The sequence below is a fragment of the Ruegeria atlantica genome (assembly GCF_947495585.1).
Lineage (GTDB): Bacteria > Pseudomonadota > Alphaproteobacteria > Rhodobacterales > Rhodobacteraceae > Ruegeria > Ruegeria atlantica_G.
The window spans coordinates 28,647-46,869 of record NZ_CANLZK010000018.1; the positions used below are offsets into that span (position 1 = coordinate 28,647).

Below are 18,223 nucleotides of genomic sequence, written 5' to 3' on the forward strand. Positions count from 1 at the left end.
GCATCAAGGTGAGATGGACAAAGAAAAAGAACAGGCCATGGCCCGCAAGGGCCGACATATCGGGGTGGTCATTGCGGTGACCATGCTCTTGTGGCTTGCCATTTCGTTGTTCATCGGCCCGGCACTGGGATTGCCCGGGCGCTATGCGCTGCTGTTTGATTTCGCCGCTTTGGCGGGTTTCATCTATGCGGGCGTGAACATTTTTCAACTCTGGCGCATGCGTCAGGACAGCTGAAGGTAAGACATGATGCTGAAGGATCAGGACAGGATCTTTACCAATATCTACGGGATGCATGAGCGTACGCTGAAAGGCGCGCAGACCCGCGGGCATTGGGACGGCACAGCTGGCCTGATTGGGAACGGGCGTGACTGGATCATCCAGACGATGAAGGACTCGGGCCTGCGCGGTCGCGGCGGCGCGGGTTTTCCCACCGGTCTGAAATGGTCGTTCATGCCCAAGGAAAGCGACGGTCGTCCGGCCTATCTGGTGGTGAACGCGGACGAATCCGAGCCCGGCACCTGCAAAGACCGTGAGATTATGCGCCACGATCCGCATACGCTGATCGAAGGCTGTCTGATCGCGTCTTTCGCGATGAATGCGCATACCTGCTATATCTACCTGCGTGGTGAGTACATCCGCGAGCGCGAGGCGCTGCAAGCCGCGATTGATGAGGCCTATGATGCCGGATTGCTGGGCAAAAACGCCGCCGGTTCGGGTTGGGATTTCGACCTGTTCCTGCATCACGGGGCGGGCGCATATATCTGCGGCGAAGAGACCGCGCTAATCGAAAGCCTTGAAGGCAAAAAGGGCATGCCGCGCATGAAACCTCCGTTCCCGGCTGGGGCGGGGCTTTACGGCTGCCCGACCACGGTGAACAACGTGGAATCCATCGCCGTTGTGCCGACCATTCTGCGCCGTGGTGCGGATTGGTTTGCTGGATTTGGCCGCCAGAACAATGCAGGCACCAAACTGTTTGCCATCTCGGGCCACGTCAATAACCCCTGCGTGGTTGAAGAGGCGATGTCGATCCCGTTCGAACAGCTAATTGAAACCCATTGTGGCGGCATTCGCGGCGGATGGGACAACCTGCTGGCCGTGATCCCTGGCGGTTCATCAGTTCCTTGTGTCCGCGGTGAAGACATGCGCGACGCGATCATGGATTTCGACCATTTGCGCAATGATCTGGGGTCCGGTCTGGGGACGGCGGCTGTAATAGTGATGGACAAGTCTACTGACATCATCAAAGCGATCTGGCGTTTGTCGAAGTTCTACAAACATGAAAGCTGTGGTCAGTGCACTCCTTGCCGCGAAGGCACCGGCTGGATGATGCGCGTTATGGACCGTCTGGTGCGGGGTGAGGCCGAACTGGAAGAGATCGACATGTTGTTTGACGTGACCAAGCAGGTCGAAGGCCACACGATCTGTGCTTTGGGCGATGCTGCAGCCTGGCCGATCCAGGGCCTGATCCGCAACTTCCGCGAAGAGATTGAAGACCGTATCAAGGCCCAGAAATCGGGCCGTATGGGCGCGATGGCGGCGGAGTGATCAAGTTGCGGGATATCGGATCAAACCCAAACCAAGTTGAGATCAGGGAGTTGAACTAATGGAATCTTTTGCTGAGTATTCACATGCAATCGCATCCCTCGTAGTCTTTACGTTGATCATTCTGGCGCTTGCGCCGTTTTCCGCGCTGGCCAAACAGGGCAAGGGCTTGGCCCCCGGGGCAACGCCGGAACAGGACTATTCCGACAAGGCGTATCGCCTGAACCGGGCTTATCTGAACGGGACCGAGACGTTGCCAGCCTATGTCGCTGTCACGGTCGCGGCCATGTTGCTTGGGGTTAGCCCGTTTTGGGTGAACCTTTTGGCATCGGTCGCTCTGATTGCGCGCATCGTCATGTTGGTTATTCACATGCGTGGTATTGGACAACCGCACAGCGGCGTTCGATCGGTATCCTACGTTGTCGGATGGGCCTGCATGGTTGTGATGGGCTTCATGGCATTGGTGGCGGCGTTCTAATGGAAAAGAAAGGTACTTATTCGTTGACTGGATCAAAATTCAGGATGGGACGTGTGGTATTTACCGCCGCCTTGGGTGCTGCGGTTTTTGTCTCGGCCTGCGGCACGTCGTCCAGTGACCGAATCCTCTTTGATGGCAAGGCCTTCCGGGCCAAGGCGAAAGCCGTCGATAAAAAGAACGCTCCGACGGATTTCACAGTTGTGGTGAACGGCGTGTCCGCGTCTTTGGATGGCGCGCGCGAAGCGGGACGGCATGAAGGAACCAAATTCTGTATCGATTCCTTTGGGACTTCTAAAATCAACTGGAAAGTCGGACCCGACACCGAACCGCAGAATTTGCGCATCACCGACAATAAATTGACCTTTGCAGGAACCTGCCAGCGACCATGAACCGGTTTTTCGCATATCAGGGCGTGACGCAAGACGTGTTATTGAATAGCGCGCCAGCCCCGGATCGTTTTGGCCTGTCCAAGACGAAAGGATTTGTGATGTCTGGTATCAAACTGCTTACTGTGTTGTCTGTTCTGGCTATTCCGACTGCGGTCGCGGCAAAGCCGCCCTTGCGCGAAGTCAAAGAGATTGACGACGAACTCTATTACATCGCTATCGCAAACGAGATTTCGGATTACTGCCCGTCAATCAGCGGGCGCAGGCTGAAGGCGATTGGCGTGATGTGGGGGCTCAAGTCCAAAGCGAACAGTCTGGGGTATTCGGACGGCGAAATCCGCGCTTACGTGGAATCGGATGCCGAAAAGGACCGGATGCGGGCCAAAGGCGAGACATATCTGGCCGCGAACGGTGTGTCTTATGACAATCCGAAATCTTTCTGCACGTTGGGGCAGGCAGAGATCGAAAGAAACAGCGCCATTGGCGTGTATTTGAGGGCGAACTAGACCATGTCTGACCTCCGCAAAGTGAATATCGACGGGCAGGAAATCGAAGTCGATGGTGCGATGACGCTGATCCAGGCCTGTGAGCAGGCCGGGGTCGAGGTGCCGCGCTTTTGCTATCACGAGCGTCTGTCGATCGCCGGGAATTGCCGGATGTGTCTGGTCGAAGTTGTCGGCGGCCCGCCCAAACCTGCGGCGTCGTGTGCAATGCAGGTACGCGATCTGCGCCCGGGACCGGAAGGTCAGCCGCCAGAGGTCAAGACGAACTCGCCCATGGTCAAGAAAGCGCGCGAAGGCGTGATGGAGTTCCTGCTTATCAACCACCCGCTGGACTGCCCGATCTGCGATCAGGGTGGCGAGTGTGACCTACAGGATCAGGCGATGGCTTATGGCATGTCGGGCTCGCGCTTCAAGGAAGCCAAGCGCGCCGTGGACGATCTGGATCTGGGGCCGCTGGTCGGAACCGCGATGACCCGCTGCATCAGCTGCACCCGCTGCGTGCGGTTCACGACCGAGGTCGCCGGGATCACACAGATGGGTCAGACCGGGCGTGGCGAAGATGCCGAGATCACGTCCTATCTGAACGAGACGCTGAATTCGAACTTGCAGGGCAATATCATCGACCTGTGCCCGGTTGGGGCGCTGACTTCGAAGCCGTATGCCTTCACAGCGCGCCCTTGGGAGCTGACCAAGACTGAGAGCATCGACGTCATGGACGCCCTGGGCTCGAACGTTCGTGTCGATACCAAAGGGCGCGAAGTCATGCGCTTTCTGCCGCGCAACCATGACGGCGTGAACGAAGAATGGATCAGCGACAAGACTCGGTTCGTCTGGGATGGCCTGCGTCGTCAGCGTCTGGACAAACCCTACGTGCGCGAAAACGGCAAGCTACGCCCGGCCTCGTGGCCCGAGGCGCTGACCAAAGCTGCCGAAGCGCTGAAAGGGGCGGAAAAACCTGCAGGTATCGTTGGTGATCTCGCTCAGGTCGAGGCCGCGTTCGCGCTGAAGCAATTGATCGAAGAGCAGGGCGGTGTCGTTGAATGCCGAACCGATGGAGCCAAGCTGCCTGCGGGAAATCGCGGTGCTTATGCCGGGACGGCCGCGATCGAGGATATCGACACAGCCGAGCGAATTCTGCTGATCGGAACGAACCCGCGTGACGAAGCTCCGGTTCTGAACGCGCGTATCCGCAAGGCCTGGGCACATGGGACCGAGGTGGCCTTGGTTGGGCCTGCAGTCGATCTGACCTACGCGTATCACCATATGGGCGACGACCGCGCGGCGTTGCAAAAGGTTGTCGATATGGGCGGTGATGATGAGATCAAGGGCAAAGCCTCGCTGGTCATCGTCGGGCAGGGTGCGCTGCTTGAGGCCGACGGCGCAGCTGTGCTGGCCGCCGCGCAAACGATTGCAGCCAATACTGAAAGTGGTTTGCTGATCCTGCACAGTGCTGCGTCTCGCGTGGGGGCGATGGATGTGGATGCCACCAACGAAAATGGCATGGATGCCGTAAGTGCGGCTGACGTGATCTACAATCTCGGCGCAGATGAGGTTGAAATCGGCGAAGGGGCCTTTGTGATCTATCAGGGCAGCCATGGTGATCGTGGCGCGCACCGTGCCGATGTGATCCTTCCTGGTGCCGCGTATACCGAGGAAAACGGGCTGTTCGTGAATACCGAAGGCCGACCACAACTGGCGATGCGTGCCGGGTTCGCCCCGGGTGAGGCGAAAGAGAATTGGGCCATCTTGCGGGCGCTGTCGGCGGAGCTGGGCGCTACGTTGCCTTTCGACTCGCTGGCGCAACTGCGCACAGCGTTGATCGAAGCTGTCCCGCATCTGGCCCAGATCGACCACGTGATCGAGAATGAGGTCCAGCCCTTGGATGCTGGCCCTTTGGGTCAGGCAACGTTCCGCAATGTGATCAAGGATTTCTATCTGACCAACCCGATTGCACGGGCGTCGCAGTTGATGGCCGAGCTTTCTGCTCAGGCGCAGTCTCGGAATACCGGGAAGATTGCGGCAGAATGAACCAGACCCGTTTCATATCGCTTTCAGAAGTCAACATCGCTTGCGGTGCGGGCATCAGGGAATTGCGCATGAAACGCAATGAAAAAGGTAGCGCGATGGCTGTGGATGCTGTTTACACCTATGCGCCGACCCAACCGCAAGATGCGCAGGCACTTGGCCTGATCATCACCCGCGAAAAATTGAATACCCACGGTGTGAGGACCAATGGCTGAATTCTTTAACACCCCAGGCGGAATAGCCATCATCATTCTGGCGCAAGTGCTTGCAGTTGTTGCCTTCGTGATGATTTCGCTGTTGTTCCTTGTTTACGGCGACCGCAAGATCTGGGCCGCCGTCCAAATGCGCCGCGGCCCCAACGTGGTTGGCGTCTATGGACTGCTGCAATCGGTGGCTGACGCCCTGAAGTACGTGGTAAAAGAGGTGGTCATACCCGCCGGGGCCGACCGCACTGTGTTCATCCTCGCTCCGCTGACCTCATTCGTATTGGCGATGATCGCCTGGGCCGTGATCCCGTTCAATGATGGCTGGGTGTTGTCGGATATCAATGTCGCAATCCTGTATGTCTTTGCCGTGTCCTCACTGGAAGTTTATGGCGTGATTATGGGCGGTTGGGCCTCTAACTCAAAGTACCCTTTCCTTGGGTCATTGCGCTCTGCGGCTCAGATGATTTCCTATGAAGTCTCCATTGGCCTGATTATTATTGGGGTTATCATCTCAACCGGTTCCATGAACTTCGGCCACATTGTCGAGGCGCAGGATGGCCGGTTCGGTTTCTTCAGCTGGTACTGGTTGCCGCATTTCCCGATGGTTTTCTTGTTCTTCATCTCGGCGCTAGCGGAAACCAACCGTCCACCGTTCGACTTGCCCGAGGCGGAATCGGAACTGGTTGCGGGCTATCAGGTTGAATACTCGGCCACGCCTTTCCTGTTGTTCATGGCCGGTGAGTATATCGCCATCTTCCTGATGTGCGCCCTGACCACGCTACTGTTCTTCGGCGGCTGGCTGTCACCGATCCCCGGCTTGCCGGACGGAGTGCTGTGGATGGTCGCCAAGATGGCGTTCTTTTTCTTCCTCTTCGCGATGGTCAAGGCTATCACGCCCCGCTACCGCTATGACCAGCTGATGCGGTTGGGCTGGAAAGTCTTCCTGCCCTTCTCGCTGGCCTGGGTGGTCTTTGTGGCCTTCGCGGCAAAATTCGACTGGTTCTGGGGCGCGTTCGCCCGTTGGAGCGTAGGAGGCTGATCATGACCCAAATCGACTACACTCGCGCCGCCAAATACTTTCTGCTGCAGGATTTCTGGGTAGGCATGAAGCTGGGTTTGAAGTACTTCTTCGCCCCAAAGGCCACCATCAATTACCCGCACGAAAAAGGCCCTCTCTCCCCACGCTTTCGTGGTGAGCATGCCCTGAGACGTTACCCGAACGGTGAGGAGCGCTGCATCGCCTGCAAGCTGTGTGAAGCGATTTGCCCGGCGCAGGCCATCACCATCGACGCCGAACCGCGCGAGGACGGCAGCCGCCGCACTACGCGCTATGATATCGACATGACGAAATGCATCTATTGCGGCTTCTGCCAAGAGGCCTGTCCGGTGGACGCCATCGTCGAAGGTCCGAACTTCGAATTTGCCACGGAAACCCGCGAAGAGCTGTTCTACGACAAGCAAAAACTGCTGGATAACGGCGAACGCTGGGAAGCCGAGATCGCCCGCAATCTGGAAATGGACGCGCCGTACCGATGACTGACACGCCCCAAAATCCGTTCGACCTGATGATGAAACAGGCGCAGGACATGGCCAAGGCGATGAACCCGGCGATGGAGAATTTCTCACCCAAGGGGTTCGAGGCGCTGTGGCCGACCATGCCCAAAGAGGTCATGGAGATGATGTTTGGCAACACCGTCAACAAGGACGGGCTGGACGCCAAGACGCGGCTGCTGCTGACGCTGGCCGGGCTGACCTGTCAGGGCGCGCAGGCCGATGCAGCCGTGCGTCAGACCGTGCGCCACGCGCTGGAAGCGGGCGCCAGGAAACAAGAGATCGTGGAAGCGATCGGTCAGATGTCGGTCTTTGCCGGCATCCCGGCCATGACCCGCGCGCTGGAACTGGCGCAAGAGGTTCTGGGCGATAATGAGGATACGGATCAATGACCGTCTTTGCCTTCTACCTGTTTGCCATCAGTGCCATCACCGGCGGGCTGTTCACAGTGATCAGCCGCCAGCCGGTGCACTCGGTGCTGTGGCTGATCCTGTCGTTCCTGTCCGCGGCGGGGCTGTTCGTGCTGCTGGGGGCCGAGTTCGTGGCGATGCTGCTGATCATCGTCTATGTCGGCGCGGTCGCGGTGCTGTTCCTCTTCGTGGTGATGATGTTGGACGTGGACTTTGCCGAGCTCAAGGCTGAGATGGCGCGCTATATGCCGCTGGCCTTGCTTATTGGTCTGGTCATCCTGATGCAGTTCGTCATGGCCTTTGGGGCCTGGGACAGCGCGCAGGGTGCGGCAGCCAATCTGGAGCAGCCGATCCCGGTGGACCGGCACAACACTGAGGCCCTAGGTGTTATCCTTTATGATCAATACTTCCTTCTGTTCCAACTGGCGGGCCTGATCCTGCTGGTGGCCATGATCGGCGCCATCGTTCTGACTCTGCGCCACCGCAAGGACATCAAGCGTCAGGACATCATCGGCCAGATGATGCGCGACCCGGCCAAGGCGATGGAGTTGAAGGACGTGAAACCGGGGCAGGGGCTTTAAGACGATGATCGGACTTGAACACTATCTTACAGTCGCGGCGACGCTGTTCGTCATCGGCATCTTCGGTCTCTTCCTGAACCGCAAGAACGTCATCATCCTGCTGATGAGCATCGAACTGATGCTGCTGGCGGTGAATATCAACCTCGTGGCGTTTTCAAGCTTCCTCGGCGATCTGGTCGGGCAGGTGTTTACGCTGTTCGTGCTGACCGTGGCGGCGGCCGAGGCCGCGATCGGGCTGGCCATTCTGGTCTGCTTCTTTCGCAACCGTGGCACCATCGCGGTTGAAGACGTCAATATGATGAAGGGGTAAGAGATTATGGAAACCACCATCCTCTTTGCCCCGCTGGTGGGCGCGCTGATCTGCGGGTTCGGCTGGAAGTTCATTGGCGAGAAAGCCGCCATGTGGACGGCGACGGGCCTGCTGTTTCTGGCCTGTCTGCTGTCATGGATCGTGTTCTTCTCGTTCGACGGTGTGACCCAGCAGATCGAGATCATGCGCTGGATCGAGAGTGGCTCGCTGTCGACAAGCTGGGCCGTTCGGCTGGATCGTCTGACCGCGATCATGCTGATCGTGGTGACGACGGTTTCGGCGCTCGTACACCTCTATTCCTTCGGCTACATGGATCACGATCCGCAATGGCGCGAGGGCGAAAGCTATAAGCCGCGTTTCTTTGCCTATCTGTCGTTCTTCACCTTCGCCATGCTGATGCTGGTGACAGCGGACAATCTGGTTCAGATGTTCTTTGGTTGGGAAGGTGTGGGTGTAGCCTCTTACCTGCTGATCGGGTTCTATTATCGCAAGCCCACGGCCAATGCGGCAGCGATGAAAGCATTCATCGTAAACCGGGTTGGCGACTTTGGCTTTGCTCTGGGCATCTTCGCGCTGTTCTTCCTGACGGACAGCATCAATTTCTCGGACATTTTTGCCTCGGCCCCTGCGCTGGCCGAAGAAAAGCTACACTTCCTGTGGGGTGAGTGGACTGCCATCGAGGTTATCTGCGTTCTGCTGTTCATTGGCGCGATGGGTAAATCAGCGCAGTTGATCCTGCACACTTGGTTGCCGGACGCGATGGAAGGTCCGACGCCTGTGTCGGCGCTGATCCACGCCGCAACCATGGTGACCGCTGGTGTGTTCCTGATCTGCCGGATGTCGCCATTGATGGAATTTGCGCCGGGTGCCACCGGGTTCATCACCTTCCTTGGGGCCTCGACCGCGTTTTTTGCTGCAACCGTTGGCCTGGTTCAGACCGACATCAAGCGCGTCATTGCCTATTCGACCTGTTCTCAGTTGGGCTACATGTTCGTGGCCGCGGGTGTTGGCATGTATTCGGCAGCGATGTTCCACTTGCTGACCCACGCCTTCTTCAAGGCGCTGTTGTTCCTTGGCGCAGGTTCGGTGATCCACGCGATGCATCACGAGCAGGAGATGACCGAATACGGTGGCCTGCGGAAGAAAATCCCCTATACATTCTGGGCGATGATGATCGGCACCCTTGCGATTACAGGCGTCGGCATCCCGCTGACCCAAATTGGGTTCGCCGGGTTCCTGTCCAAGGATGCCATCATCGAAAGCGCTTTTGCCGGCGGCACCGGATATGCCTTCTGGATGCTGGTGATCGCGGCGGCGTTCACGTCATTCTACAGCTGGCGTCTGATTTTCCTGACCTTTTATGGCGAAGAGCGTGGCGACAAGCATACGCATGAGCACGCGCATGAAAGTCCGATGACCATGCTGGTGCCGCTGGGTGTTCTGTCCTTAGGCGCGGTGTTTGCCGGGATGATCTGGTATGGCAGCTTCTTTGGTCACACAGACAAGGTCGGCAAGTTCTACGGTATACCGGTGGCTGAGGCGTCCGAGCATGCAGAGGCCAGTGATCACGGTACAGCCGATACGACCCATGGAGACGATACGCATGCGGATGAGGCGCACGCGGATGAAGGCCATGGTGATGAAGCCGGACACGAAGAAAAAGCGGCGCACGGCGACGACCACCATTACGTCTTCGCGGGTGAGCCGGGCGAGGGCGCGATTTACATCGCGCCGGACAACCATGTTCTGGACGATGCGCATGCTGCCCCCAAGTGGGTCAAGGTTTCGCCTTTTGTCGCGATGGCTTTGGGCTTTATCGTGGCCTTCTGGTTCTACATCGTGAACACGTCGCTGCCGGCGCGTTTGGCGCAGAACCAGCGTCCTCTGTACCTGTTTCTGCTGAACAAGTGGTACTTTGACGAGATCTATGACGCGGTCTTCGTCAAACCCACCATCGCGCTCGGCCGGTTCCTGTGGAAACGGGGTGACGGCAACACCATTGACGGTTTCCTCAACGGGGTGGCCATGGGTGTTGTACCCTTCTTTACCCGCCTCGCTGGCAAGGCGCAGACGGGCTACATCTTTACTTACGCCTTCTGGATGGTTCTGGGTATCGCTGCCCTTGTCACCTGGATATCGATCGGCGGAGGCGCACACTAATGGATAATATCCTCTCAATCGTCACCTTCATCCCCGCTGTGGCAGCAGGCATTCTGGCCCTGTTCCTGCATGGCGAGGACGTGGCGGCTCAGCGCAATGCCAAATGGGTCGCACTGGTGGCAACCACGGTGACGTTCCTGGTCTCGATCGGCATTTACACTGGTTTTGATCCGTCCAACACCGGCTTCCAGATGGTGGAAGAAGGCGAATGGCTGCTGGGTCTGAAATACAAGATGGGCGTGGACGGTATCAGCGTTCTGTTTGTCTTGTTGACCACCTTCATCATGCCCCTGACCATTCTGGCCAGCTGGCACGTCACGGACCGCGTCAAAGAATACATGATCGCCTTCCTGTTGTTGGAAACGCTGATGCTGGGCGTGTTCATGGCGCTGGATCTGGTGCTGTTCTACCTGTTTTTTGAGGCAGGGCTGATCCCGATGTTCCTGATCATCGGCATCTGGGGCGGTGCGAACCGGGTTTATGCCAGCTTCAAGTTTTTCCTCTACACCTTCCTTGGATCAGTGCTGATGCTGGTGGCGATGGTCGCGATGTATGCGGACGCGGGCACTACGGATATCCAAGCACTGATGAGCCACCACTTCTCGTCCGAAGGGTTCAGCGTGCTTGGCATCTACGTTGTCGGCGGTATGCAGACGCTGATGTTCCTGGCGTTCTTTGCATCCTTCGCGGTGAAGATGCCAATGTGGCCGGTACACACCTGGCTGCCGGATGCGCACGTTCAGGCGCCGACTGCTGGATCGGTCGTTCTTGCTGCGATCCTGTTGAAGATGGGCGGCTACGGCTTCTTGCGGTTCAGCTTGCCGATGTTCCCGGTGGGCTCGGCAGTGATGACTGATCTGGTGTTGTGGATGTCAGCGATTGCGGTTGTCTACACCTCGCTGGTGGCGCTGGTGCAAGAAGATATGAAAAAGCTTATCGCGTATTCCTCGGTCGCGCATATGGGCTTTGTGACCATGGGCATCTTTGCTGCGAACCAGCAGGGCATTGACGGCGCGATCTTCCAGATGCTTAGCCACGGGTTCATCTCGGCTGCGCTCTTCCTGTGTGTTGGCGTGATCTATGACCGGATGCATACTCGCGACATCGAGGCTTACGGTGGTTTGGTCATTCGCATGCCAGCCTATGCATTGGTCTTCATGTTGTTCACCATGGCCAATGTAGGCCTGCCGGGCACCAGTGGGTTTATCGGAGAATTCCTGACGCTAATGGGCACTTTCCAGGTGAATACCTGGGTGACGGCTGTGGCGGCTTCTGGCGTGATCTTCTCGGCTGCTTATGCGCTATGGCTGTATCGTCGGGTGGTCTTTGGCGATTTGATCAAGGAAAGCCTCAAGGCGATGACGGATATGAGCTCGCGCGAGCGGCTGATCTTTGCGCCGCTGATCGTGATGACCATCCTGCTGGGCGTCTACCCGTCGCTGGTGACCGATGTAATTGGCAACTCGACCGCAGCGCTGATTTCGAACTATGACATGGCTCTGGCCGCGGCTGAGGCCGCGACCCAGTCAGCCGCATCGCATTAAGGGGGCTTTGGAGAAATGATCCAGGCTGATCTGACGATAATCCTGCCAGAGATTGTTCTGGCCGTATATGCGATGGCGGCGCTGTTGGCGGCTGTCTACACGACGAAAGACGGGCTGGCACCTTTGCTGGTCTGGACAACCGCTGGGTTGATGGCGTTGCTGGCGATTTGGATCGCGACCAACGGCGATGGTACCAATGTCGCGTTCAATGGCATGTTTGTCGATGACGGGTTCGCAAGGTTCTCGAAGGTGGCGATCCTGCTATCTGCGGCTGCCATTCTGGTGATGAGCCAGGAATACATGGCGCGTCGCGATCTGCTGCGGTTCGAATTTCCGTTGCTGGTCGCGCTGGCCGCTGTCGGCATGATGATGATGGTCAGTGCTGGCGATCTGATGTCGCTGTACATGGGGCTGGAGCTGCAGTCACTGTCGCTGTACGTCGTGGCCGCGCTGCGCCGGGATAGTGCCAAATCGACCGAGGCCGGATTGAAGTACTTCGTGCTTGGTGCGCTCAGCTCGGGCCTGCTGCTGTACGGTGCCTCGCTGGTTTATGGGTTCACAGGCACCACGCTGTTCTCGGGTATCATCCAGACGGTTCAGGATGGTGAGATTTCGGTTGGCCTTCTGTTTGGTCTGGTGTTCCTGATCTCGGGTCTGGCGTTCAAAGTGTCCGCTGTGCCGTTCCACATGTGGACACCGGATGTATACGAAGGCTCGCCCACGCCAATCACGGCCTTCTTTGCCACAGCTCCGAAAGTGGCGGCGATGGCCCTGTTCGCACGCGTAATGCATGACGCTTTTGGAGGCGTGATCAAGGACTGGCAACAGGTGATTGTCCTGCTTTCTGTTCTGTCGATGCTGCTAGGTGCGGTCGCAGCGATTGGTCAGCGCGATATCAAGCGGCTGATGGCGTTCTCGTCTATTGCCCATATGGGCTATGCGCTGATCGGACTGGCTGCAGGGACCGAGTTGGGCATCAAGGCTATGCTGATGTATCTGGCCATCTATGTGACGATGAATATCGGCACTTTCGCTTTCATTCTGATGATGGAGCGGGACGGTAAACCGGTCACGGACATCGACGCCCTGCGCCAATATTCCAAACGCGAACCGGGCAAGGCGCTAGCGGTTCTGGTCCTGATGTTCAGCCTGGCGGGCGTGCCGCCGATGCTGGGCTTTTTCGCCAAGTTCGGTGTCTGGCAAGCCGGTGTAAGCGCGGGCCTGACCGGGCTGGTGATCGCCTCAGCCATCGCCTCTGTCATCGGCGCGTTTTATTATCTGCGGATCGTGTTCTACATGTATTTCGGAGCTGAAAACGAGGACCCGATCGAAACACATTCTTCGCCAGTTCTGTGGGTTGCTTTGATGGGCTCTGCCGCGTTGATGCTGGTGGGCGTGTTCTATCAGTTCGGTATTGAAGGCGCAGCAGCAGCTGCGGCGGCTACTCTTGTCAATTGATCAGCGTAACACATCAAACTTGGGGGCACGGTCAGCGGACCGGGCCTTTTTGACATGACAGACTGGCCACAGGGATACGGCCTGCACGTTCTGCAAGAGGTCGACAGCACATTGAACGAGGCCGCCCGCATGGCCCCGACCACGACTGGTCCGGTGTGGATCATGGCGCATCACCAAACGGCGGCGCGTGGGCGACGGGGTCGGGCATGGGCCAATCCCAAGGGAAATCTGGCCGCGACCCTTTTGATGCGGCCACAGGGAAATCCGGAACAGGGCGCACTACGCAGCTTTGTGGCTGCGCTGGCGCTGTTTGACGCCTGCGTTGCAGTGACAGGTCGGGCGACGGGCTTGTCCCTAAAATGGCCCAACGACGTATTGCTGAACGGCGGCAAACTCGCGGGTATCTTGTTGGAAAGCACAGGGCAGGGGCGCGGCGTCTCGCACTTGTCCATCGGCATCGGCGTGAACCTGTCAGAGGCACCCGGAGCAGATCAGGTAGAACCCGGTGCCGTTCGACCGGTTTCCCTGTTATCCGAAGCCGGAGCTAACGTAACGCCCGAGGATTTCCTGACAGAACTTGCCGACGCCTATGCCGGATACGAGAGCCAATTCGTGACTTACGGGTTCGAACCGATCCGCACCGCGTGGTTGGCCCGGGCTGCCAAGTTGGGTGAGGTCATCACCGCCCGTACCGCAGCGTCGGAAACGGTTGGAACCTTTGAAACGGTGGACGCAGGGGGCAACCTTGTCCTAAACACCGCCAAAGGCCGCGTCAGTATTCCGGCGGCGGATGTGTTTTTCTGAAGGAGGCTCAGATGCTTCTGGCTATCGACTGCGGTAACACGAACACTGTGTTCTCGATCTGGGACGGTGAAAGGTTTCTGTGCACCTTGCGCACCTCGACCCACCATGCGCGCACGGCGGATGCGTATTTCACGTGGTATTCGACGCTGGTGAAACATTATGGGATCGAGGCTGAAATCACTGATGTGATCATCGCCTCGACCGTACCTCGGGTTGTGTTCAACCTGCGGGTCTTTGCGGATCGGTTCTTTGGGTGTCGGCCGCTGGTCGTGGGCAAGCCCGATTGCCTGCTGCCGATGAATCCGCGTGTTGACGAGGGTACAGTGCCCGGCCCGGATCGACTGGCCAACGCGGTGGCTGCGTTTGACCGGCATGGCGGCAATGTGGTTGTCGTGGATTTTGGCACGGCGACGAACTTTGATGTGGTTGCGGCGGATGGGGCCTATGTCGGCGGGATCATTGCGCCTGGCGTGAATCTCAGTCTTGAGGCGTTGCATCAGGGCGCAGCTGCCCTGCCGCATATCGATATCACCCGCCCTGAAAATGTGATTGGCACGAATACGGTTGGATGTATCCAATCCGGCGTGTATTGGGGCTATTCCGGATTGATCGAGGGGCTGATTTCCCGGATCAAGGCGGAATATGGAATGCCGATGAAAGTCGTTGGAACCGGTGGGCTCGCGCCGCTGTTCGATCAGGCGGACGTGGGGTTTGACGCAATCGAAGATGATCTGACGATGCACGGACTTACCGTGATACATCGCTATAACAAGGACAATGGCTCGACATGAGCAGCGAAAGATTGATCTACCTACCGCTGGGTGGTGCCGGCGAAATTGGCATGAACGCCTATGTCTACGGCTATGGCAAACCCGGTCAGGAACGGCTGATCCTTGTGGATCTGGGCGTGACATTTCCGGACATGGACACCACCCCGGGCGTTGACCTGATCCACGCGGACATTTCGTGGCTGCGCGAACGTGCCGACCGGCTGGAAGCCGTGTTCGTTACCCACGCACACGAGGACCACGTGGGCGCTGTGGCGCATTGCTATGAGGCGCTGGGTGCGCCTGTCTACGCACGGGCCTTCACTGCCAACATCGCGCGCCGCAAGATGGAAGAGCACGGACACCCCGAGGATGCCGTGCATACTGCATCGGCCTGGCCCGAACAGATTTCCGTTGGTCCGTTCAAGGTGGGTTTCCTGCCGGTCTCGCATTCGATCCCCGAAAGCGCTGCCCTGGTGATCGACACGCCAGAGGGGCGGATCGTACATACCGGCGACTTCAAGCTGGATGAAAATCCGATCGTGGGTGAACCTTTTGACCCCAATCTCTGGGCTGAGGTTGCCAAGTCTGGCGTCAAAGCGCTGGTGTGTGACAGTACGAACGTGTTTTCCCCCCATGCGGGTCGTTCGGAATCCGAGGTCGGCCCCGAGATCACCAGGCTGGTTGAGGAAGCCAGCGGTATGGTTGTTGCCACAACATTTGCGTCGAACGTCGCGCGTGTGAAAACACTGGCCGAGGCGGGTGAACGGGCGGGGCGCTCGGTCGTTCTGCTGGGTCGCGCGATGCGCCGGATGATCGAAGCCGCAACCGAAACGGGCATTCTGACCAGCTTTCCACGCGTCGTCAGCGCCGAAGAGGCTGTGGACATGCCGCGCCAGAACCTGATGCTGATCGTCACCGGCAGCCAGGGAGAACGCCGCGCGGCCAGCGCACAACTTGCGCGGGGCAAATACCGCGGGTTGGAACTGAAAGAGGGCGATCTGTTTCTCTTCTCGTCCAAAACCATCCCAGGCAACGAGCGTGGCGTGATTTTCATCATGAACCAGCTCAGTGAAAAGGGCGTGGATGTGGTCGATGACAGTGCGGGCCTGTACCATGTGTCTGGTCACGCCAACCGTCCGGATCTTGAGAAAGTACACGGGCTTGTCGATCCGCAGATGATCATTCCGATGCACGGTGAACATCGTCACCTGCGCGAGCATGCCAAACTGGCCGAAGCTGGTGGGCGTACCGGTATTCTGGCCGTCAACGGAACCATGCTGGATCTGACAGGGAATGCGCCACGGGTTGTCGATTATGTCGAAACCGGTCGGACCTACCTGGACGGCACGGTCAAAGTTGGCGCCCTGGATGGGGTGGTGCGTGACCGGATTCGCATGGCGCTGAACGGGCACGTCACTGTCACGGTCATTCTGGACGAAGAGGACGAACCACTGGGCGAGCCGTGGTGCGATACGATGGGTCTGTCCGAGATTGGATCGTCCCGCGCTGCATTGGTTGAAGTTCTGGAAGAAGACCTGAATCAGTTCCTGATGCGGGCCGATGCCAAAACCCTGCGCGACGATGACAAACTGGAAGAGGCAATACGCCGGATCGTTCGCCAAACAACAAAGACCGAGATTGGGAAAAAGCCCGAAGTCACCACGGTAATCAGCCGCATGAAATAACGTGTCTGAGGGCCACCGGCCCTTAGTCTGCTTCTGGCATGGGATAACCGCGAAGTTTGAGGAAAAGGCTTTCCTCCTCACTGTTCAGAAAGAACGGAACAGTTTCAGGTGGCGTTGGGTCTGTCACCCGAGCGGCGATTTCGGCCAGCACGACTTCTGTAATGAACGGCAGGTCGAATTCGCGCGCCCGGTCCAGCGGCACCCATTGCAGATGTGACAGCTCGTCCGAGGCGTGGCTGAAATCATCCAGATCGCCCTGTATTGCGGCGGCGTCTACCAGGAAAAAGCGTGCATCGAACCGGCGGGGTCGCCCAGGCGGGGTGACGGCACGAAAAACGAACTGAAGTGCTTGTGCCGATGGGCGGTATCCCATCTGCGCAAATGTCGCCCAATCTTCGGTCCGCGGGCCCGCCCAATCACCTGGTTGGCCCAAAATCAGTCCGGTTTCTTCCCAAAGCTCTCGGATCGCCGCTGCCGCCAAGGCATTTTGCAGCCCGGCTTGTGACCGCTCCGCAAGGCGATCACAGCACACAGCGGGCAGATCTGTTGACAGTGCAACATCTGCATCAAACGCATCGACAGCGCCGCCTGGAAAGACAAATTTGTTGGGCATGAACGCGGCTTTTGCACCGCGTTGCCCCATCAGGATGGATGGATTGGTCAGACGATCCCGCAAAACGATGACTGTCGCCGCGTCGCGTATGGCTGTTTTGTCCACCGTCATCCGTTGCTCAACTTGTGGTCCAAGATCACGTGGACTGGCCAAAGCCGTGCATGCGACGAGCCCATTGATAGGCGACAACTGCCCCTTTCAATCGTGGCAGCAGGAATAGTGACAGGGCGGTACAGCCAAATGCCAAAACCAGGAACATCGTCAGGGGCTCTGGGCGCCAATGGACATAAGATAAGTGCAGCGCCGGTGCCAGCAGGTGACCCACCAGAAGAATAGTCAGATAGGCCGGCCCGTCATCGGCGCGATGGTGAAACAGCTCTTGCCCGCAATTCGAACATTCGTTGTTAACCTTGAGGTAGCTGTGCAGCAGTTTGCCTTCGCCGCAATTTGGGCAACGGCAACGGAACCCTTTGACCAGTGCTGGCTTTGTCGGGCGGTCTTCTACATCGTGGGTTTCGATCGTCTGATCTGTCATGTTGATACTCGCGCGTTCCAATGGTGAGGATATAACGCTTGTTTGCAGCTTCGGGAAAGGGGGTGCGTCGCTTTGCATCGCTATAACGTTTTTAAAAAAGTTTCACTTCCTGCGACGGAATGGGATGCCTGCCCCGTTTGAACCTATGTAAGCAGCGGCAATGGCGCCGCGAAAACAAGGGAAAAACGTTATGAAAAGCGCCAAATTCATTCCGGCAATCATTGTGTCAGCACTGGCAATCACTGGCACATCCGTTTTCGCCGCAGGGGGTAAAGATCGCGAACCTGTGACCTTTCAACAGCTCGATGCGAACGGTGACGGGCAGGTGACCAAGGAAGAAATGCAGGCTCATCGGAATCAGCGTTTCACCAATGCCGACACCGATGGCGACGGCCAGCTGAGCGTCGAAGAGATGCAGGCAGCAGGTCAAAAGAAGGCCAACGACCGTGTTACGAAGATGTTTGAACGCAACGATGCCAACAAGGACGGTTTTCTGAGCGAGGACGAGTTGCCCAAGCCGCGCCGTGCTGACAAGATGTTTGACCGGATCGACGCGAACGAGGACGGCGCTATCTCGGAAGAGGAATTTGCCGATGCAAAAGACAGAATGGGAAAGCGCCACAAGAAACATGGGAAAGCGGACTCTGACGACAGCTGATGC

Annotated in this window: 21 protein-coding genes; 19 read left to right on the forward strand and 2 right to left on the reverse strand. The window is 57.9% G+C overall.

Features of this window, described 5'->3' with window-relative positions; translation table 11 throughout:
- The first annotated feature begins 13 nt into the window (after window positions 1–13).
- The 18 genes from QMP16_RS21195 (at window position 14) to QMP16_RS21280 (ending at window position 16,414) form a co-directional block, all read left to right on the forward strand.
- The gene (locus tag QMP16_RS21195; RefSeq protein ID WP_058274396.1) at window positions 14–235 is read left to right on the forward strand and encodes a DUF5337 domain-containing protein; all 222 of its coding nucleotides are present in this window, start codon (window positions 14–16) and stop codon (window positions 233–235) included.
- A 12-nt stretch (window positions 236–247) separates the two neighbouring features.
- Window positions 248–1,546 carry an NADH-quinone oxidoreductase subunit NuoF gene (gene nuoF, locus QMP16_RS21200; RefSeq protein WP_058274474.1) on the forward strand — a complete coding sequence of 433 codons (1,299 nt, stop codon included), beginning with the start codon at window positions 248–250 and terminating at the stop codon, window positions 1,544–1,546.
- 58 nt (window positions 1,547–1,604) lie between these two features.
- Window positions 1,605–2,021 carry an MAPEG family protein gene (locus tag QMP16_RS21205; protein ID WP_109310434.1) on the forward strand — a complete coding sequence of 139 codons (417 nt, stop codon included), beginning with the start codon at window positions 1,605–1,607 and terminating at the stop codon, window positions 2,019–2,021.
- Window positions 2,022–2,065: 44 nt separating this feature from the next.
- Complete coding sequence (locus QMP16_RS21210) at window positions 2,066–2,410, forward strand: hypothetical protein (protein ID WP_282154035.1); 345 nt, start codon at window positions 2,066–2,068, stop codon at window positions 2,408–2,410.
- Window positions 2,407–2,913, forward strand: coding sequence for a DUF5333 domain-containing protein (locus tag QMP16_RS21215; RefSeq protein WP_348774624.1), 507 nt, complete (start codon window positions 2,407–2,409; stop codon window positions 2,911–2,913). The genes QMP16_RS21210 and QMP16_RS21215 overlap by 4 nt, the downstream gene beginning before the upstream one ends.
- A gap of 3 nt (window positions 2,914–2,916) precedes the next feature.
- Window positions 2,917–4,938 (forward strand): NADH-quinone oxidoreductase subunit NuoG, encoded by a 2,022-nt coding sequence (gene nuoG / locus QMP16_RS21220; protein WP_282154009.1) that lies wholly within the window; start codon window positions 2,917–2,919, stop codon window positions 4,936–4,938.
- Between the two features lie 68 nt (window positions 4,939–5,006).
- Window positions 5,007–5,150, forward strand: a complete 144-nt coding sequence (locus tag QMP16_RS21225; protein ID WP_282154010.1) for a hypothetical protein — start codon at window positions 5,007–5,009, stop codon at window positions 5,148–5,150.
- Window positions 5,143–6,180: an NADH-quinone oxidoreductase subunit NuoH gene (gene nuoH, locus QMP16_RS21230; RefSeq protein WP_282154011.1), complete on the forward strand. Its 1,038-nt coding sequence runs from the start codon at window positions 5,143–5,145 to the stop codon at window positions 6,178–6,180. Before QMP16_RS21225 ends, nuoH begins: the two co-directional genes overlap by 8 nt.
- 2 nt (window positions 6,181–6,182) lie before the next feature.
- Window positions 6,183–6,677, forward strand: coding sequence for an NADH-quinone oxidoreductase subunit NuoI (nuoI, locus tag QMP16_RS21235; protein ID WP_282154012.1), 495 nt, complete (start codon window positions 6,183–6,185; stop codon window positions 6,675–6,677).
- The gene (locus tag QMP16_RS21240) at window positions 6,674–7,084 is read left to right on the forward strand and encodes a carboxymuconolactone decarboxylase family protein (protein ID WP_058274403.1); all 411 of its coding nucleotides are present in this window, start codon (window positions 6,674–6,676) and stop codon (window positions 7,082–7,084) included. The genes nuoI and QMP16_RS21240 overlap by 4 nt, the downstream gene beginning before the upstream one ends.
- On the forward strand, window positions 7,081–7,683 hold the full coding sequence (locus QMP16_RS21245) for an NADH-quinone oxidoreductase subunit J (RefSeq protein WP_282154013.1): 603 nt from the start codon (window positions 7,081–7,083) through the stop codon (window positions 7,681–7,683). The genes QMP16_RS21240 and QMP16_RS21245 overlap by 4 nt, the downstream gene beginning before the upstream one ends.
- A 4-nt stretch (window positions 7,684–7,687) precedes the next feature.
- The gene (gene nuoK / locus QMP16_RS21250) at window positions 7,688–7,993 is read left to right on the forward strand and encodes an NADH-quinone oxidoreductase subunit NuoK (protein ID WP_005984024.1); all 306 of its coding nucleotides are present in this window, start codon (window positions 7,688–7,690) and stop codon (window positions 7,991–7,993) included.
- 6 nt (window positions 7,994–7,999) lie between these two features.
- Window positions 8,000–10,153 carry an NADH-quinone oxidoreductase subunit L gene (gene nuoL, locus QMP16_RS21255; protein ID WP_282154014.1) on the forward strand — a complete coding sequence of 718 codons (2,154 nt, stop codon included), beginning with the start codon at window positions 8,000–8,002 and terminating at the stop codon, window positions 10,151–10,153.
- Window positions 10,153–11,697 (forward strand): NADH-quinone oxidoreductase subunit M, encoded by a 1,545-nt coding sequence (locus QMP16_RS21260; protein WP_282154015.1) that lies wholly within the window; start codon window positions 10,153–10,155, stop codon window positions 11,695–11,697. The genes nuoL and QMP16_RS21260 overlap by 1 nt, the downstream gene beginning before the upstream one ends.
- A 15-nt stretch (window positions 11,698–11,712) precedes the next feature.
- A complete protein-coding gene (gene nuoN / locus QMP16_RS21265) occupies window positions 11,713–13,155 on the forward strand; it encodes an NADH-quinone oxidoreductase subunit NuoN (RefSeq protein WP_282154016.1) in 1,443 nt (480 codons plus the stop codon).
- 54 nt (window positions 13,156–13,209) lie between these two features.
- Window positions 13,210–13,959, forward strand: coding sequence for a biotin--[acetyl-CoA-carboxylase] ligase (locus tag QMP16_RS21270; RefSeq protein ID WP_282154017.1), 750 nt, complete (start codon window positions 13,210–13,212; stop codon window positions 13,957–13,959).
- 11 nt (window positions 13,960–13,970) lie between these two features.
- The gene (locus tag QMP16_RS21275; protein ID WP_058274409.1) at window positions 13,971–14,750 is read left to right on the forward strand and encodes a type III pantothenate kinase; all 780 of its coding nucleotides are present in this window, start codon (window positions 13,971–13,973) and stop codon (window positions 14,748–14,750) included.
- Window positions 14,747–16,414 (forward strand): ribonuclease J, encoded by a 1,668-nt coding sequence (locus QMP16_RS21280; RefSeq protein WP_282154018.1) that lies wholly within the window; start codon window positions 14,747–14,749, stop codon window positions 16,412–16,414. The genes QMP16_RS21275 and QMP16_RS21280 overlap by 4 nt, the downstream gene beginning before the upstream one ends.
- A gap of 22 nt (window positions 16,415–16,436) precedes the next feature.
- On the opposite strand, the gene QMP16_RS21285 is transcribed toward QMP16_RS21280, so the two are convergent.
- A complete protein-coding gene (locus QMP16_RS21285) occupies window positions 16,437–17,138 on the reverse strand; it encodes an NUDIX hydrolase (protein ID WP_282154019.1) in 702 nt (233 codons plus the stop codon).
- A gap of 25 nt (window positions 17,139–17,163) precedes the next feature.
- Complete coding sequence (locus QMP16_RS21290) at window positions 17,164–17,562, reverse strand: DUF983 domain-containing protein (RefSeq protein WP_282154020.1); 399 nt, start codon at window positions 17,560–17,562, stop codon at window positions 17,164–17,166.
- Between the two features lie 190 nt (window positions 17,563–17,752).
- Between QMP16_RS21290 and QMP16_RS21295 the strand changes: the two genes are divergently transcribed.
- Window positions 17,753–18,220: an EF-hand domain-containing protein gene (locus QMP16_RS21295; protein WP_058279674.1), complete on the forward strand. Its 468-nt coding sequence runs from the start codon at window positions 17,753–17,755 to the stop codon at window positions 18,218–18,220.
- Window positions 18,221–18,223 lie beyond the last annotated feature (3 nt).

Coding starts and splice junctions, on each gene's coding strand:
- QMP16_RS21225 (WP_282154010.1), top strand. CDS start 5,007: ATGAAACGCAATGAAAAAGGTAGCGCGATGGCTGTGGATGCTGTTTAC.
- QMP16_RS21270 (WP_282154017.1), top strand. CDS start 13,210: ATGACAGACTGGCCACAGGGATACGGCCTGCACGTTCTGCAAGAGGTC.
- QMP16_RS21295 (WP_058279674.1), top strand. CDS start 17,753: ATGAAAAGCGCCAAATTCATTCCGGCAATCATTGTGTCAGCACTGGCA.
- QMP16_RS21210 (WP_282154035.1), top strand. CDS start 2,066: ATGGGACGTGTGGTATTTACCGCCGCCTTGGGTGCTGCGGTTTTTGTC.
- nuoL (WP_282154014.1), top strand. CDS start 8,000: ATGGAAACCACCATCCTCTTTGCCCCGCTGGTGGGCGCGCTGATCTGC.
- QMP16_RS21195 (WP_058274396.1), top strand. CDS start 14: ATGGACAAAGAAAAAGAACAGGCCATGGCCCGCAAGGGCCGACATATC.
- QMP16_RS21280 (WP_282154018.1), top strand. CDS start 14,747: ATGAGCAGCGAAAGATTGATCTACCTACCGCTGGGTGGTGCCGGCGAA.
- nuoI (WP_282154012.1), top strand. CDS start 6,183: ATGACCCAAATCGACTACACTCGCGCCGCCAAATACTTTCTGCTGCAG.
- QMP16_RS21285 (WP_282154019.1), bottom strand. CDS start 17,138: ATGACGGTGGACAAAACAGCCATACGCGACGCGGCGACAGTCATCGTT.
- nuoH (WP_282154011.1), top strand. CDS start 5,143: ATGGCTGAATTCTTTAACACCCCAGGCGGAATAGCCATCATCATTCTG.
- QMP16_RS21275 (WP_058274409.1), top strand. CDS start 13,971: ATGCTTCTGGCTATCGACTGCGGTAACACGAACACTGTGTTCTCGATC.
- nuoK (WP_005984024.1), top strand. CDS start 7,688: ATGATCGGACTTGAACACTATCTTACAGTCGCGGCGACGCTGTTCGTC.
- QMP16_RS21245 (WP_282154013.1), top strand. CDS start 7,081: ATGACCGTCTTTGCCTTCTACCTGTTTGCCATCAGTGCCATCACCGGC.
- QMP16_RS21240 (WP_058274403.1), top strand. CDS start 6,674: ATGACTGACACGCCCCAAAATCCGTTCGACCTGATGATGAAACAGGCG.
- nuoN (WP_282154016.1), top strand. CDS start 11,713: ATGATCCAGGCTGATCTGACGATAATCCTGCCAGAGATTGTTCTGGCC.
- QMP16_RS21260 (WP_282154015.1), top strand. CDS start 10,153: ATGGATAATATCCTCTCAATCGTCACCTTCATCCCCGCTGTGGCAGCA.
- QMP16_RS21205 (WP_109310434.1), top strand. CDS start 1,605: ATGGAATCTTTTGCTGAGTATTCACATGCAATCGCATCCCTCGTAGTC.
- QMP16_RS21215 (WP_348774624.1), top strand. CDS start 2,407: ATGAACCGGTTTTTCGCATATCAGGGCGTGACGCAAGACGTGTTATTG.
- nuoF (WP_058274474.1), top strand. CDS start 248: ATGCTGAAGGATCAGGACAGGATCTTTACCAATATCTACGGGATGCAT.
- nuoG (WP_282154009.1), top strand. CDS start 2,917: ATGTCTGACCTCCGCAAAGTGAATATCGACGGGCAGGAAATCGAAGTC.
- QMP16_RS21290 (WP_282154020.1), bottom strand. CDS start 17,562: ATGACAGATCAGACGATCGAAACCCACGATGTAGAAGACCGCCCGACA.